This window comes from Brevundimonas sp. UBA7506, from assembly GCF_002479495.1.
In the GTDB taxonomy this organism is placed as follows: Bacteria; Pseudomonadota; Alphaproteobacteria; order Caulobacterales; family Caulobacteraceae; genus Brevundimonas.
In genome coordinates, this window is record NZ_DLNQ01000007.1 from 1 (window position 1) to 14,534 (window position 14,534).

The window sequence follows — 14,534 nt, forward strand, 5'->3', positions numbered from 1 at the left end:
CGGGCTGACCCTGGCCAATGCGCCGAACTTCCCCCAGTGGGCCTCGACCGGGGCGCGGGCGGTGCTGTACGGCGGGGTGACGCCGCGCGCCGACGGGCGGGTGGACGTGGGTTTCCGCCTTTACGATCCGTACCGCCAGTGCCAGCTGGTCAGCTATCAGTTCACCGCCACCTCGGAGCAGTGGCGCCGGATCGCGCACAAGATTTCGGACGTCATCTATCAGCGCATGACGGGCGAGGCGGGCTTCTTTGACTCGCGCGTCCTGTTCGTGTCCGAGAGCGGCACCCAGCTGAACAAGCTGTCGCGTCTGACCATCGTCGATCAGGACGGCTACAACCCCGTCTTCCTGACCCAGGGCGACGAGATCATCATGTCGCCGCGCTTCTCGGCGTCCAACCCGGACGAGGTCACCTATGTGGCGCTCGGCAAGGACTACAGCCGCATCTATCTGTACAACCTGTCGACGGGCCGCCGCGAAAGTCTGGGCGAGTTCGACGGTCAGGTGCTGGCGCCGCGCTTCTCGAACGACGGGACCAAGATGGCCTTCTCGATCATCCGGGGCGGAAACACCGACGTCTATGTGATGAACCTGCGCACGCGCCAGCTGTCGCGCCTGACCAGCGACCCCGGCATCGACACCTCGCCGTCGTTCAGCCCGGACGGCAACCAGATCGTCTTCACCTCGGACCGTTCGGGTTCGGCGCGCCTCTACACCATGCGGGCCGACGGCTCGGGCCAGCGGCCGATCTCGCGCGGCGGCGGCATCTATACGGCCCCGGCCTGGAGCCCGCGCGGCGACATGATCGCCTTCACCAAGCAGTCGGGCGGACGTTTCCACATCGGCGTCATGAAGTCGGACGGGACGGGCGAGCGCATCCTGTCGTCCAGCTATTTCGAGGAAGGCCCGTCCTGGGCGCCGAACGGCCGATACATCGCCTTTGCGCGCCAGAGCCCGGGCGGCGACACGCGTCTGTGGACCGTCGACCTGTCGGGTCGGGTGGTGGCGCAGGCCGGCTATGACGGACGCGGATCGGACCCGGCCTGGTCGGGTCTGCTGGACGCCCCGCCGGCCAGCCTGGGCATCGGGCAGGGGCCGGATTCCTGCCCTGCCTGATCCGTTTACGGCTTCGTGCGATCACGAGCGGAGCCATTCCCATAAACTGTGCGTTATCGCGTCTGGCGCGACGCGGCGCCGCAGTCTAGCTGACCGCAACAACAGCCAAGCTTGAGGCCGCCGTCCTCAGACCGAACCAAGGAGACGACCCGATGAACACCTCGACCCTGATCAAGCTGGCGACTGTCAGCGCCGCCGTCGCCGCCCTGGCCGCCTGCGCGCCCAAGCCCAAGGTTGAACCGGCCGTGCCGACGACCCCGGCCCAGCCGACCGGCCCGCAATACCCGACCGCCCCGACCGGCCCCGTCACCGGCGGCAACGTCGGCGCCGCCATGCCGGGCTCGGAGCAGGACTTCGTCGTCAACGTCGGCGACCGCGTCTATTTCGACCTGGACTCCTACTCGGTGCGCCCGGAAGCCCAGCCGCGTCTGGACGCCCAGGCCGCCTGGCTGCAGCGCTATCCGCAGGTCACGGTCCGCATCGAAGGCAACGCCGACGAACGCGGCACGCGTGAATACAACCTGGCCCTGGGCGCCCGTCGCGCCGAGGCCGTCCGCACCTATCTGATCCAGCGCGGCGTCCCCGCCGGCCGCATCGACACCATCAGCTTCGGCAAGGAGCGTCCGATCGCCGAGGGTTCGAACGAAGGCGCCTGGGCCCAGAACCGCAACGCCCACACCGCCATCGTGTCGGGCGCCCCGCGCTAAACACCGCGGAAGCGACAGAATGAAGGGAGGCGTCGGCTTTGCAGCCGGCGCCTCTTTTCTTTGAGGGCGTAGCGGATCAAAGTCCGCGCCGAATCCGGGGGGACTTTGCGTGATTGATCTGGAAGCAGCGGGCGGCGCCATGACGGGCGGCATCATCGCGGGGGCCATCGAAAAGCCGACCGGCAAGGCGGGCGAGCATCACACGATCTGCGCCGACTGCGGGGCCGAGGTCAGCGGCAACTTCTGCTCCAACTGCGGTCAGGCGGCCCATGTGCACCGCACCCTGCTGCATCTGGGCGAAGAACTGCTGCACGGGGTCATGCATTTCGACGGCCGCTTCTGGCGGACCCTGCCGCTGCTGATCCTCAATCCGGGGCGGCTGACCCGCGAGTGGGTGCAGGGCAAGCGCACGCGCTACGTCTCGCCCCTGGCCATGTTCCTGTTCACCCTGTTCGTGATGTTCTTCGCGCTCAGCTTCATGCCGCATTCGGAGGTGAAGCTGCAGGGCTTGCCGGAGCAGATCGCCGCCCAGCGCGAGGCGATCGCCGAGGCCGAGGTGGTCGTCGCCGCCGCCCAGAAGGAGGTCGATGAGGCCACGGCGGCGATGGAGCCCGCCGACGGTTCGCCGCCTGCGCCCAACAGCGGGGCGCGGGCCGGGGTCGCCGCCGGGGTTCTGGCCGCCGCCCAGGCCGGGGTGATCAGCGAGAAGGCCAAGCTGGAACGGCTGGAGCATGACGCCGTCGAGGGCCGCAAGGACGGCCTGACGCCCGGGAGCTGGCAGGCGCAGGTGGCCGATCTGGCCGCCGACGTGGGCCAGGACGGCGAGGTCAACGGCCTGACCAAGACCGTGGCCAAGAAGCTGAAGAACCCGGACCTGGCGCTCTACAAGCTGCAGCAGACCGTCTACAAGTTCGCCTTCCTGCTGGTGCCCTTGTCGATCCCCTTCGTGGCCCTGATGTTCCTGTGGAAGCGGGGCTTCACCCTGTACGATCACGGGGTCTTCGTCCTCTATTCGCTGACCTTCATGTCGCTGCTGCTGATGGCGGTGGTGGTGCTGGCCACGACCATCAAGGGGGCGGGGCCCGCCGTGGGACTTGTGGCCAGCCTGATCGTGCCGGTGCATATGTTCGCCCAGCTGAAGGGCGCCTACAGCCTGAAGATCTTCTCGACTCTGTGGCGGACGATCGCCCTGCTGATCTTCTGCGAGATCGCGGCGACCCTGTTCATCGTCTCGATCATCTATCTGGGCCTCGGCCACTGACCTTTGCCTCGAACCCGGCCTTGCGAGCGCCGCAAATCGATGGGACGACTTGAGACATGCTGAAGCTGCCTTTTTCCAAATCCGCCGCCCTGACGGCCATCGGCCTGACCCTGATCGGGGGCGCGGTCGTGGCCCAGGTCGCGCCGATGGAGCCGGTCCAGTGGGACAAGCGCCGTCTGGACCAGTTGGACCGCAATGTCCGCCGTCTGGAGCGCGCCCTGACCCAGAGGAACGCCGCCGGTCAGCCCGTCCTGGTCGAGCCTGATCCCGAGGTCGTGGCCATGCAGGGCCAGCTGCAGATCATGGACCGCCGTCTGGCCGACGTGGAGCAGACCTTCCAGCGGATGAACGCCGACAGCGAGCGTCTGACCTTCCAGCTGGACGAGGCGACGCGCGACAACGCCGCCCTGAGCCGCCGCCTGCGCGATCTGGAAGGCCGGGTCGAGCGCGCCGAAAAGGCGGCCGAGGAAGAGGCCGAGCTGAACGGGCCGATCGTCGCCAACTCGCCGACCGGGGATGCGGCCCAGGACCTGACGGCGGCGCTGCGCCTGCTGGGCACCGACGGCGTGCGCGGGCAGCGGGCGCTGGAGACGGTCATCGTCACCTGGCCCAATACGCCGCAGTCGCGTGAGGCCAGCAGCCGTCTGGGCGACCTGCACGTCGCCGCCCGCGACAACGCCGCCGCCGTGCCCGCCTACGCGGCCGCCCTGAACGGCTGGCCGCGTACGCCTTGGGCGCCGGAAACGACGCTGAAGCTGGCCGAGGCCCTGCGCGCCACCGACCGGGCCACCCAGGCCTGCGGCGCCCTGAACGAGTTCACCCGCCGCTACGCCGACACGGCCACGGCGGCGCAGAAGACCCGCGCCACGCAACTGCGCACGCGGGCGAACTGCAGCTGAGCCCAGGCGACGCCGACAGCCTGACCGGCCGGGTCTTCGCCCGGCTGGACGCGCGGCTGGACCCGGAGCGGGACGAGCCGGTCGCGGTCGCCCTGTCGGGCGGGGGCGACTCCATGGCCCTGCTGCATCTGGTCGCCGACTGGGCCAGGGCGCGCGGGCGGCGGCTGCTGGCCCTGACGGTGGATCACCATCTCAATCCTGCAAGCGCGGACTGGACCCGGTTCGCGGGCGAGGCCGCGCGCGCGGTCGGGGCCGATTGGCGCGCCTTGAGCTGGGATGCGCCCGTCGTCGGGCCGGGTCTGACGGCGCGGGCGCGGGCGGCGCGGCATGGGCTGATCGCCGAGGCGGCGCGGGCGGCGGGGGCGCGGGTCGTGTTGCTGGCCCACACGCTGGACGACGTGGCCGAGGCCGACTGGATGCGGGCGAGGGGCTCGACGATCGGCAGGTTGCGCGAGTGGTCGCCGTCGCCGGTCTGGCCGCAGGGGCGCGGGCTGATGCTGCTGCGGTCCCTGCTGGACGAGCGGCGCGAGGCGCTGCGGGACGATCTGCGGGCGCGGGGGCAGGGTTGGATTGAGGACCCGGCCAATGCCGATGAGCGGTTCGGACGCAGCCGGGCGCGGGCGGCGCTGGCGGGCGTTCCGGCCGTCGCCCTTTCCAGCGTCATCCCCGGCCCTGTGCCGGGGATCCAGACACTCGACGACGAAGGATCATGCGGCGACGGATCAGCATCCAGGGGGATGTTTCTGGACCCTCGGGACAAGCCCGAGGGTGACGGAGAGAATGAGATCCGGGACAGCGAGCTTGGTCCGTTCGTCTGGGCAGGCGTGCTGCACATCCCCCGCGACGTGTCGGGCTCGGCCCTGGCGGCGGCCCTGCTGTGCGCGGGGGGCGGCGCGGTTCCGCCGCGCGGGGAGCGGCTGGAACGGCTGCGGGCGAAGCTGGCGGCGGGCGAGGATTTCGTCGCGGGCCTGGCGGGGGCGCGGGTCGAGGCGGAGGGCGCGACCGTGCTTCTGATGCGCGAGCCGGGGGAGATGAAGCGGCGCCCGCCTGCGCCTGTGGCGCTGGCGCCCGGCGTTCCGGCCGTCTGGGACGGGCGCTTCGAGATCACGGCCAGAGAAGGCGGCTGGCGGGTCGAGGCGGCGGCCGGGCGGTTGGCGCTGTTGGCCGAGGCGGATCGGCGCATTCTTGGGGGGCTCCCGGCGGCGGCGCGCGGCGCCTTGCCCGTTCTGGTTCGGGACGATGGAGACGGCCCGATTCTGGCATGGCGCGGGGCGACGGTGCGGGCCCTGGGCGCGCGGCGTCTCAGCCTGGCCTTGGGCGAAACGACGCAGGAAGCCGACCTCTTTCACCCCATGCATGGCGAAACGCCGCCGACTGACCTATTTTCCTGGAAAGACTGCTGATCGACGGAGCGTCCCGGCGCGCGTCGAGGAACCGAGGACCGAATGAACCTGCGTAATTTCGCCATCTGGGGCGTGATCCTTCTGGGTCTGGTGGCGGTCTATGCCGCGATCAGCCAGAACGGCGGCACGCCCGCCATGCCGGGCGCCCAGGGCGCGGCGGCGGCGCGGCCCCAGGCCATCACCTATTCGCAGCTGATCACCGCCATCAACGGCCAGGAGATCAAGACGGCGACCGTACGCGGCGACACCGTCACGGGCGTGTACAAGAACGACAGCAAGTTCACGACCGTCACGCCCCTGCCCAACATCGACCTGGTCGACAAGATGCAGGCCGCCGGCGCCGCCGTGGACGTGAAGAGCACGCGCCAGCCCTGGTGGTCGGGCCTGCTGGGCCTGCTGCTTCCGGTGGCCCTGATCATCGCCTTCTGGTTCTTCATCATGAACCGGATGCAGGGCGGGGCCAAAGGCGCCATGGGCTTCGGCAAGTCCAAGGCCAAGCTGCTGACCGAGCATAAGGGCCGCAAGACCTTCGACGACGTCGCGGGGGTCGATGAGGCCAAGGACGAGCTGCAGGAGGTGGTCGACTTCCTGAAGGACCCGGGCAAGTTCCAGCGTTTGGGCGGCAAGATCCCCAAGGGCGCTCTGCTGGTCGGCCCTCCCGGCACCGGCAAGACCCTGCTGGCGCGCGCGGTGGCGGGCGAGGCGGGCGTGCCCTTCTTCTCGATCTCGGGTTCGGATTTCGTCGAGATGTTCGTCGGCGTCGGCGCCAGCCGCGTGCGCGACATGTTCGAACAGGCCAAGAAGAACGCGCCCTGCATCATCTTCATCGATGAAATCGACGCCGTCGGTCGCCACCGTGGCGCGGGCCTCGGCGGCGGCAACGACGAGCGCGAGCAGACGCTGAACCAACTGCTGGTCGAGATGGACGGCTTCGAGGCGTCCGAGAACATCATCCTGATCGCGGCGACCAACCGTCCCGACGTGCTGGATCCGGCCCTGCTGCGTCCCGGCCGCTTCGACCGTCAGGTCGTGGTGCCCAACCCTGATGTCTCGGGTCGCGAGCGCATCCTGCGCGTCCACATGAAGGACGTGCCCCTGGCCGCTGACGTGAACGTCAAGACCCTGGCGCGCGGCACGCCGGGCTTCTCGGGCGCGGACCTGGCCAATCTGGTCAATGAGGCGGCCCTGATGGCGGCCCGCAAGGACCGTCGCATGGTGACGCACCGCGACTTCGAGGACGCCAAGGACAAGGTCATGATGGGCTCCGAACGGAAGTCCATGGCCATGAACGACGAAGAGCGCCGCCTGACCGCCTATCACGAGGCCGGTCACGCCATCGTCGCCATCAACGTCAAGATGGCGGACCCGGTGCACAAGGCCACCATCGTCCCGCGCGGTCAGGCTCTGGGCATGGTGATGCAGTTGCCGGAAGGCGATCGCTATTCCATGAAGTTCCAGCAGATGATCGACCGCATCGCCATCATGGCGGGCGGACGGGTCGCCGAAGAGCTGATCTTCGGTCCTGAGAGCATCACTTCGGGCGCCAGTTCGGATATCGAGCAGGCGACGAAGCTGGCGCGGGCCATGGTTACGCGCTGGGGCTTCTCCGAAAAGCTGGGCACGGTGGCCTATGGCGAGAACCAGGGCGAGGTCTTCCTCGGCCACTCGGTGTCGCGCAGCCAGAATGTCTCCGAAGAGACCGCCCGGATCATCGACGAGGAAGTCCGTCGCATCGTCACCGAAGGCTGGGACGAGGCGCGCCGCATCCTGACCGACAAGGCCGGGGACCACGAGAAGCTGTCCCAGGCCCTGCTGGAGTACGAGACCCTGTCGGGCGACGAGATCCGCGACCTGCTGGAGAAGGGGCAGGTTCCGAACCGCGACGACGCCAATGACACGGTGGCCGGCCCGTCGGTCTCGGTGCCGGTGACGCCGGTCTCGGACGGAACCGAGGTCGAGACGGCCAAGCCGTCGGAGCCCGCCGCCGCGCCGACGACGAGCGTGCCGACCGTCTGATCTTTCGGACGGGCTGAAAAGGATGAGGGGCGGGCCGCGAGGCTCGCCCCTTTTTCGTGCGTCCTTTCTTGCCCGCTCATCCCCGCGGAGGCTGGGATCCAGTGCTCTGGCCTCCAGCGCCCTCCGTTGGCCGAACAAGGCGCCGCTACCCCAACTCGGCGTCCGAAGCTCTCACTGGGTCCCCGCCTCCGCGGGGATGAGCGGAAAGTCTTTAAACAGATTAGTTTGTAATTTAGACTAGTCTGTGAAATATGGCGTTATCCGAAACAGGAGGACGCCATGACGGCATCCCAATTCGATCAAACCGAGCGCCTCCACGGCCTCGACGGGCTGCGGGGCGCGGCCCTGCTGCTGGGGGTGGTGCTGCACGCGACCCTGTCCTTCTTTCCCGCGCAGATCTGGATCGTGGCCGACGACCAGAAGTCGGTCTGGGCCAGCGGGCTCTTCTTCGTCATCCACCTGTTCCGCATGGGCAGCTTCTTCCTGATCGCGGGGCTGTTCGGCCACATGATGCTGAAGCGACGCGGTAGGGCCGGCTTTATCAAGGACCGGCTGATCCGCATCGCCGGGCCGCTGGCGGCCTTCTGGGGGCCGGTGCTGGCGGGGATTGTGGCGGTGCTGATCTGGAACGCTTCGCTGTTGGGGCTGACGGCGGCCGACGCCCCGCCGCCGCCGACCTATGACTGGACCAATATCCCCCTGACCCATCTGTGGTTCCTGTGGGTGCTGCTGTGGTTCTACGCCGCCCTGGTGATCGGGCAGGCCGTCGTCGCCCGACTGGATCGGGCTGGGCGTCTCGGACGAGGGCTGGACCGGCTGGCTGGTGGACTGATCACGCCGTGGGGGCCTTTCATTCTGGGCGCGCCGCTGGCGGTCTCTCTGTGGTTCGAGCCGAACTGGATCGCCTTCTTCGGCATTCCGACGCCGGATGCGGGACTGGTTCCCGAGACCTCGGCCCTGATCGGCTTCGGTCTGGCCTTCGGCGTAGGCGTGCTGCTGGACCGTCGGCGCGACCTGCTGAAGCGGATGGAGGTCTGGACCCCGGTCTGGCTGGGGCTGGCCCTGGGCGCGGGGACGACGGCCCTGATGCTGTCGGGCGGGCCGACGCCGGTCCTGACGCCGATGACCGACCCGGCGGCCAAGGCCATGACGGCGGCGGCCTTCGGCGTGGCGACCTATGCCTCGGTGTTCGCGGTGGTCGGTCTGGCGCTGAGGTTCTGGTCGGGCCACAGCACCCTGAGGCGCTATCTGGCCGACGCCTCTTACTGGATCTACATCGTCCATCTGCCGCTTGTGATGGCGGCCCAGGTGGTGGTGAAGGACTGGCCGCTGGTCTGGCCGGTCAAGCTGGCGATCGTCGTGGTCGGGGTCATGGCCGTCTGCCTGGCCAGCTATGAACTGATGGTGCGCCACGGCTTCATCGGGCGCTGGCTGAACGGGCGGCGCGTGCCGTGGCGTCGGGCGCGCGTCAGCATCCCGCTCGCCGCCGAATAGCTTGCCAACCTTGGCGGCTGCGTCCATCCGAAGGGGGCAGCCGCGTCGCGCCAGGAATCACCCGATGACCGACAAGTCCCGCACGCCCGAAGCCGACCTCGCCTTCATGCGCTCGATCGTGGAGGGCAATGGGCGACCGTCGATGACCCTGGCCGTCTGTTATCTGGCGGGGGGGCTGCTGTACGGCCTGCAGTGCCTGTTCCACGTCGGCCAGGTGGTCGGCCTGATCCGTTGGCCCGACCTGGCCAATCTGATCTTCGTCGTCGGCATAACCGTGGCCTTTCTGGCGGTCCTGACCTGGGCCGTTCTGAAGGACCGCAAGGCCGGGACGTCCAACCGGGGGCCACTGGCGACGCGGGTGACCTCGGCCGCCTTCAGCGCCACCGGCATGGCCAACGCCGCCGTGATCATCGTCTTCGGCGTGGGGGCCGTGCGGGACCAGGATTTCGCCGTCTGGCTCTATTACGCCGCCATCGTCTTCGCCCTGCAGGCGGCGGCCTGGTATGTGGCCTGGGTGCTGAAGAAGAAGGGCTGGATGCTGGCGGTGTCGCTGGGCGGGTGGGTGACGGCGGTGGCCCTGGGCGTGCTGGTGCGTCAGCCGGTGGCCTATCTGGGCGTCTGCACCGTGGCCCTCTTCCTGCTGTTCGCCCTGCCGGGCTGGGCCCTGTTCCGGGACGCCCGCGCGGGCGCCAAGGCCGCCTGACGCCATGGGTCTGGCGGACGACTTTGGACGGATCGACGAGGTCATCCACGGCCGCATGCGGCTGGGGATCATGGTCTATCTGGCCGACGTCGAGGCGGCGGACTTCACCGAGCTGAAGACCGTGCTGGAGGCGACCCAGGGCAATCTGTCGGTCCACCTGAAGAAGCTGGAAGAGGCGGGCTATGTCGCCATCAGCAAGAGCTTCGTGAACAACAAGCCCCTGACGCGCATCGCCATCACGCCGGAAGGTCGGGCGGCGTTCGCGGCCTATCTGGACGCCCTGGGCGGGTTGATCGGGCGGAAGTAGGCTTCCCTTCTCCCCTTGAGGGAGAAGGTGGCAGGCGGGCCTGACGGATGAGGGGTGCGAGCGCCGCCTATCCGACGAAGTCCGCAGCACACGGGATTGATCGACGGTCAGACGCTGCGCCGACACCCCTCATCCGAGCGCCTCCGGCGCCCCCCTTCTCCCACAGGGGGAGAAGGGGGTTAGCGGCGCAAGGACTTTCAGTGGGCGGCGGCCTCGATGGGGTCTTCGTCCTCGATCAGGACGGGCGTCAGCTGGCGGGTCTCACCCGAGGGGTCGGGCCAGACGATGGACTGGCCTTCTTTCAGGCCGATGAGGCCGGCGCCGACGTGCGACAGGATGGAGACGCGGCCGGCGTCGATGTCGGCCTCGCGCGGCAGGACCAGCTGGACGCGGCGCACCTCGGGGTGGCGGTCGTCGGCATAGTGCAGCCAGCGGTTCAGGCCGACCACGTCGCGCGGCATGTCGGCGTCGTCGCAGACCTCGGCGCGGTCCAGTTCCTGTTGCAGCAGGCCGGCGGGGCCTGTGCCGGGCAGGTCGCCGACCAGACGGTCCAGGGCGTCGAAGTCCGCGCGGCTGAGGACGATGGCGGGCAGGGCCGGAGGGCGGCCGCGGGGTTTGGCGGTGGTCATGTCGGGTCTCGATGTTGAGTGGAAAAAATCAGGCGGCCGAGGGGCCGTCGTCGTCGCCGTCGTCTGCCTCCGGGGCAGGCGGCGTCGGGGTCGGCGCAGGGCGGCGGCCGGGGAAGGGCAGGATGTCGGCGCCGCGCGGGGGCGCGACGGAATCGTCTTGACGGTGGGTCATGGCAGGCGTGCTCACGGGCGCCGGTGAGGCGAACGCGATCCTGATGGGTTGAAGACTAGGGAAAAAAGCGAAGCGACGCGCCCCGTAGCGGGCGACAGCGCAGGCTGGCCGCTACGGGTTAGATGCCTTCGACGCGGCGACCCGCGTGGGTGAGGCGTCGAGCCTGGCTGACGAAACGTTCCATAGTGGCTAGAGGCTGAGCCTCAGCGCGCGGAAAGTCAAACCGGCGCCCCGGGAGTTCTTGTCGCATGGACCTTCAATCCCTCGTGAAGCCGCCGCTAGTCATGGGTATCGTCAACGTGACGCCCGACAGCTTTTCGGACGGCGGGCGGCACGACACGCGCGAGGCGGCGCTGGCCTATGCGCTGCGGCTGATCGAACAGGGGGCCGACATGCTGGACATCGGCGGCGAGAGCACGCGGCCGGGCTCGGACCCGGTCAGCGAGGACGAGGAGATCGCCCGCGTCCTGCCGCTGATCACCGCCATCCGGGCGCGTTGGGACGGGGTGATCAGCATCGACACCATGAAGCCGGGGGTGGCGCGGGCCGCGGTCCGGGCGGGCGCGACGATGTGGAACGACGTGACGGCCCTGATGCACGACCCCGACAGCCTGACGACGGCGGCCGAACTGGGCTGCGAGGTGGTGCTGATGCACATGAAGGGCGAACCCAAGACCATGCAGGACGACCCGCGCTATGACGATGTGGTCGCCGAGGTGGTCGCCCATCTGGCGGCGCGGGCCGAGGCGGCGATGAAGGCGGGGGTGGCGCGCGAGAAGATCTGGCTGGATCCCGGCGTCGGCTTCGCCAAGACGACGGCGCACAATCTGATGCTGACAGCGCGGCTGGAGGCTCTGGTCGAACTGGGCTTCCCGGTGCTGTACGCCGCCAGCCGCAAGCGGACTATTCAGGGTGTCGATGCGAGCGCGGTGGAGGCGACCGACCGGCTGGGCGGCTCGCTGGCCCTGGCGCTGGAGGGGGCCCGGCGCGGAGCGAAGATGGTGCGCGTCCACGACGTGCGCGAGACGGTTCAGGCGCTGAAGCTGCAGGCGGCGGTGGCGAAGGCAGGCTGAAACCGGTTGCCCCGGGGCGGCCGCTGGGTCATGCAGCGGCCATGTCCTGGCTGTTGTCAATCAATCCGTGGGCGGTGCTGATCGTCGCCGGTCTGTTCGAGGTCATGTGGGCTTCGGGCATCAAGTATGTGGGCGTGCAGCGGCCTCTGTTGTCGCTGGGCGTAGCCGCGGCCCTGGTGGCCAGCATGGTCGGGCTGTGGATCGCCACGCAGAAGCTGCCGGTGGGCACGGCCTATGCGGTATGGACCGGCATCGGCGCCGTGGGCGCGGCGACGGTCGGGGTCCTGGTCTATGGCGAGCCGGCGACGGCGGTGCGGGCGGTCTGCATCCTGTTGATCGTGGCGGGCATCGTCGGGTTGAAGTTGTTTTCGGGAGCGGCGGCGTGAGCGAAGCCAAGGGTCGAGTTCTTATTCTCGCGGGGTCTGATTCCGGCGGGGGCGCCGGCATCCAGGCCGACATCAAGGCGGTGACCATGCTGGGCGGGTTCGCCGCTACGGCGATCACGGCCGTCACCATCCAGAACACCCTGGGGGTTCACGGCGTCTATCCCCTGCCGATCGACGTGATCGAGGCACAGGCGAAAGCCGTGCTGGACGACATCGGGGCCGACGCCCTGAAGACCGGGATGCTGGGCTCGGTCGAGGTGGTCGAGGCGGTGGCGGGGCTGATCGACTACGCCGACAATGTGCCGACGGTGGTGGACCCCGTGATGATCGCCAAGGGCGGCTCGCCCCTGCTGGAGGATCGCGCGGTCGAGGCGGTGCGGCGGTTGATGGTGCCGCGCGCGGCCCTGCTGACCCCCAATGCGCCCGAGGCCGAGGCTCTGACCGGGATCGCCGTGGCCGACCTGGACGGGCAGCGCCGGGCCGGCGAGGCCCTGCTGGCGATGGGCGCGCGGGCGGTGCTGATGAAGGGCGGGCATGTGCCGGGCGAGACGGTGGTCGACCTGCTGCTGACCCGAGACGGCGAGACGGTGCTGGAGAGCGAACGCATCGACACGCGCCATACCCACGGCACCGGCTGCACCCTGGCCAGCGCCTGCGCCGCCGGGATCGCAAAGGGCCTGCCGCTGCAAACCGCCGTGGCCGAGGCCTGGGCCTATGTGGCCGAGGCCATCCGCCGCGCGCCGGGCCTGGGCCAGGGGCATGGGCCGCTGGACCACGGCTGGCCGATCCGCTGAAGCCCTTCTCCCCTTGAGGGAGAAGGTGGGCGCCGCAGGCGCTCGGATGAGGGGTGTCGGCGCGACGGCTAGGAGTTGGGTCGGCCGGGCATGGCGACCTTCATCGGATGCGAGGCGCTCACACCCCTCATCCGTCAGGCTTCGCCTGCCACCTCCTCCCTCAAGGGGAGAAGGGGAGGGGGGAAGGGCTTGGCGGGGCGTTGGAATCGCCGTCTCTGCCGCCCCATGAGCCTTGAGACCCGACTGATCGAGATCGTCCGCGCCGACCCGGCGCTGATGCATGTGCTGACTGTAATGCGGGACCTGGACCTGCCGGACTGGCGGCTGTTTTCCGGCGCCGTCTATCAGGGCGTGTGGAACGACCGGACAGGGCGGCCCGTCGGCTATGGGATCAAGGACTATGACATCGGCTATTTCGACCCGGACACCTCGTGGGACGCCGAGGACGTCGTCATCAAGCGGGTCGCCGCCGCCTTCGAGCCGCCGTTCCGCGATCTGGTCGAGGTGCGCAATCAGGCGCGGGTGCATCTGTGGTTCGAGAGCAAGTTCGGCGAGCCCTATGCGCCCCTGACCTGCACCGACGACGCCCCGGCCCAGTTCGTGGCCCCGGCCTTCGCTCTGGCCGTGCGGCTGGAGAAGGACGACACGATCAGCGTGGCCGCCCCCTATGGCCTGCAGGACGTCTTCGACATGGTGATCAGGCCCAACCCCGTGCGCGGCCTGGCCAGGGGCTGGGACAAGGTGGTCGCCAGCGCGCGCGGGCGCTGGCCTGAAATCACGGTGATTGTCTGACGTCCTTCTCCCCTTGAGGGAGAAGGTGGGCGCCGGAGGCGCTCGGATGAGGGGTGTCGGCGGCGCGGTTGGGTGGTTGTCTATGGCGTTCGGCGGGGGGGCTTCAGCGGATGGGCGGCGTTTGCACCCCTCATCCGCCTCGCTGCGCGAGCCACCTTCTCCCTCAAGGGGAGAAGGGCGTGTACGAAAAGGGCGCGACCCTTGCGGATCGCGCCCCTCGGTCGGGCCTCGGACAGGGAGGGATGAGGCCCGGTTCCCGCTCAGCCGTCAGTGGCGACGGCCGTTGTAGTCGTTGCGCTCATAGCGGACCTTGGCCGACAGGCGGTCGTAGCGACGATCCAGGTCCTCGCGCTCCCAGCGGGTCAGGCCGCCGCGCATGTAGCTGCGCTCCAGACGGACCAGGCTGTTCAACTCGTCCTGCAGACGCGAGGCTTCGCGGCGGCTGAGCTGGTGGTTGCGAATGCCCTGATCGATGCGGCGATCCAGGTTGTGCTTGCGCTGGGAAATCGAGTTCCAGCCGCCGTAGTTTTGTTCGTAGCCGTGGCCGCGCGAGGGACCATGACGGTCGTACGACTGGGCGGCGGCGGGCAGGGCGGCCGAGGCGACGGCGACGGCCAGGGCGGGGATCAGCAGCTTCTTCATGGTCTTGGCTCCTTCGGTTCGTCGCAACCGGATCGGCTGCGTTGACCCCAAAAGACCACCCGGCGGCTGAGCCGCATCTGAACGACGCGTTTCAGACTGCGTTCATCAGCATGAGAAGTTCTTCATCTTCATCCACATGCGC

General features: G+C 69.1%; 16 protein-coding genes. 13 read left to right on the forward strand and 3 right to left on the reverse strand.

Annotation, left to right across the window (positions count from 1 at the left end):
• The 9 genes from tolB to B3K53_RS06740 all read left to right on the forward strand — a co-directional run.
• Window positions 1–1,114: Tol-Pal system beta propeller repeat protein TolB (gene tolB, locus B3K53_RS06700; protein ID WP_292083389.1), on the forward strand; the 1,114-nt coding region annotated here is incomplete at its 5' end.
• A gap of 152 nt (window positions 1,115–1,266) precedes the next feature.
• Entirely contained in the window at window positions 1,267–1,821 is a 555-nt protein-coding gene (gene pal, locus B3K53_RS06705) for a peptidoglycan-associated lipoprotein Pal (RefSeq protein ID WP_292083390.1), read from the forward strand.
• Window positions 1,822–1,930: 109 nt separating this feature from the next.
• Window positions 1,931–3,082, forward strand: coding sequence for a DUF3667 domain-containing protein (locus B3K53_RS06710; protein WP_292083391.1), 1,152 nt, complete (start codon window positions 1,931–1,933; stop codon window positions 3,080–3,082).
• A 56-nt stretch (window positions 3,083–3,138) separates the two neighbouring features.
• On the forward strand, window positions 3,139–3,981 hold the full coding sequence (locus B3K53_RS06715) for a tetratricopeptide repeat protein (protein ID WP_292083392.1): 843 nt from the start codon (window positions 3,139–3,141) through the stop codon (window positions 3,979–3,981).
• A 113-nt stretch (window positions 3,982–4,094) separates the two neighbouring features.
• Complete coding sequence (locus B3K53_RS06720; protein WP_292083393.1) at window positions 4,095–5,384, forward strand: tRNA lysidine(34) synthetase; 1,290 nt, start codon at window positions 4,095–4,097, stop codon at window positions 5,382–5,384.
• Between the two features lie 42 nt (window positions 5,385–5,426).
• Complete coding sequence (gene ftsH / locus B3K53_RS06725; protein WP_292083394.1) at window positions 5,427–7,400, forward strand: ATP-dependent zinc metalloprotease FtsH; 1,974 nt, start codon at window positions 5,427–5,429, stop codon at window positions 7,398–7,400.
• 279 nt (window positions 7,401–7,679) lie between these two features.
• Complete coding sequence (locus B3K53_RS06730; protein ID WP_292083395.1) at window positions 7,680–8,894, forward strand: acyltransferase family protein; 1,215 nt, start codon at window positions 7,680–7,682, stop codon at window positions 8,892–8,894.
• Between the two features lie 64 nt (window positions 8,895–8,958).
• Window positions 8,959–9,597, forward strand: a complete 639-nt coding sequence (locus tag B3K53_RS06735; protein WP_292083396.1) for a hypothetical protein — start codon at window positions 8,959–8,961, stop codon at window positions 9,595–9,597.
• A gap of 4 nt (window positions 9,598–9,601) precedes the next feature.
• Window positions 9,602–9,904 carry a winged helix-turn-helix domain-containing protein gene (locus tag B3K53_RS06740; RefSeq protein ID WP_292034477.1) on the forward strand — a complete coding sequence of 101 codons (303 nt, stop codon included), beginning with the start codon at window positions 9,602–9,604 and terminating at the stop codon, window positions 9,902–9,904.
• Between the two features lie 197 nt (window positions 9,905–10,101).
• Here the strand turns inward: B3K53_RS06740 and B3K53_RS06745 are convergent, their stop codons facing one another.
• Window positions 10,102–10,533 (reverse strand): GreA/GreB family elongation factor, encoded by a 432-nt coding sequence (locus B3K53_RS06745; RefSeq protein ID WP_292083397.1) that lies wholly within the window; start codon window positions 10,531–10,533, stop codon window positions 10,102–10,104.
• 28 nt (window positions 10,534–10,561) lie between these two features.
• Window positions 10,562–10,705, reverse strand: a complete 144-nt coding sequence (locus B3K53_RS06750) for a hypothetical protein (RefSeq protein WP_292083398.1) — start codon at window positions 10,703–10,705, stop codon at window positions 10,562–10,564.
• Window positions 10,706–10,989: 284 nt separating this feature from the next.
• On the opposite strand from B3K53_RS06750, the gene folP reads away from it, so the two are divergent.
• The 4 genes from folP to B3K53_RS06770 all read left to right on the forward strand — a co-directional run bounded on the left by folP (window position 10,990) and on the right by B3K53_RS06770 (window position 13,750).
• Window positions 10,990–11,778: a dihydropteroate synthase gene (gene folP, locus B3K53_RS06755; protein WP_292083399.1), complete on the forward strand. Its 789-nt coding sequence runs from the start codon at window positions 10,990–10,992 to the stop codon at window positions 11,776–11,778.
• A gap of 41 nt (window positions 11,779–11,819) precedes the next feature.
• Entirely contained in the window at window positions 11,820–12,164 is a 345-nt protein-coding gene (locus tag B3K53_RS06760; RefSeq protein WP_292083400.1) for a DMT family transporter, read from the forward strand.
• On the forward strand, window positions 12,161–12,958 hold the full coding sequence (gene thiD / locus B3K53_RS06765) for a bifunctional hydroxymethylpyrimidine kinase/phosphomethylpyrimidine kinase (protein ID WP_292083401.1): 798 nt from the start codon (window positions 12,161–12,163) through the stop codon (window positions 12,956–12,958). The genes B3K53_RS06760 and thiD overlap by 4 nt, the downstream gene beginning before the upstream one ends.
• Window positions 12,959–13,183: 225 nt before the next feature.
• Window positions 13,184–13,750 carry a nucleotidyltransferase family protein gene (locus tag B3K53_RS06770; RefSeq protein WP_292083402.1) on the forward strand — a complete coding sequence of 189 codons (567 nt, stop codon included), beginning with the start codon at window positions 13,184–13,186 and terminating at the stop codon, window positions 13,748–13,750.
• Window positions 13,751–14,017: 267 nt separating this feature from the next.
• Here the strand turns inward: B3K53_RS06770 and B3K53_RS06775 are convergent, their stop codons facing one another.
• Window positions 14,018–14,392 (reverse strand): hypothetical protein, encoded by a 375-nt coding sequence (locus B3K53_RS06775; RefSeq protein WP_292083403.1) that lies wholly within the window; start codon window positions 14,390–14,392, stop codon window positions 14,018–14,020.
• Window positions 14,393–14,534 lie beyond the last annotated feature (142 nt).

Coding starts and splice junctions, on each gene's coding strand:
- B3K53_RS06750 (WP_292083398.1), bottom strand. CDS start 10,705: ATGACCCACCGTCAAGACGATTCCGTCGCGCCCCCGCGCGGCGCCGAC.
- B3K53_RS06760 (WP_292083400.1), top strand. CDS start 11,820: ATGTCCTGGCTGTTGTCAATCAATCCGTGGGCGGTGCTGATCGTCGCC.
- B3K53_RS06720 (WP_292083393.1), top strand. CDS start 4,095: ATGGCCCTGCTGCATCTGGTCGCCGACTGGGCCAGGGCGCGCGGGCGG.
- ftsH (WP_292083394.1), top strand. CDS start 5,427: ATGAACCTGCGTAATTTCGCCATCTGGGGCGTGATCCTTCTGGGTCTG.
- B3K53_RS06775 (WP_292083403.1), bottom strand. CDS start 14,392: ATGAAGAAGCTGCTGATCCCCGCCCTGGCCGTCGCCGTCGCCTCGGCC.
- B3K53_RS06735 (WP_292083396.1), top strand. CDS start 8,959: ATGACCGACAAGTCCCGCACGCCCGAAGCCGACCTCGCCTTCATGCGC.
- B3K53_RS06745 (WP_292083397.1), bottom strand. CDS start 10,533: ATGACCACCGCCAAACCCCGCGGCCGCCCTCCGGCCCTGCCCGCCATC.
- B3K53_RS06730 (WP_292083395.1), top strand. CDS start 7,680: ATGACGGCATCCCAATTCGATCAAACCGAGCGCCTCCACGGCCTCGAC.
- B3K53_RS06740 (WP_292034477.1), top strand. CDS start 9,602: ATGGGTCTGGCGGACGACTTTGGACGGATCGACGAGGTCATCCACGGC.
- B3K53_RS06770 (WP_292083402.1), top strand. CDS start 13,184: ATGAGCCTTGAGACCCGACTGATCGAGATCGTCCGCGCCGACCCGGCG.
- B3K53_RS06715 (WP_292083392.1), top strand. CDS start 3,139: ATGCTGAAGCTGCCTTTTTCCAAATCCGCCGCCCTGACGGCCATCGGC.
- folP (WP_292083399.1), top strand. CDS start 10,990: ATGGGTATCGTCAACGTGACGCCCGACAGCTTTTCGGACGGCGGGCGG.
- pal (WP_292083390.1), top strand. CDS start 1,267: ATGAACACCTCGACCCTGATCAAGCTGGCGACTGTCAGCGCCGCCGTC.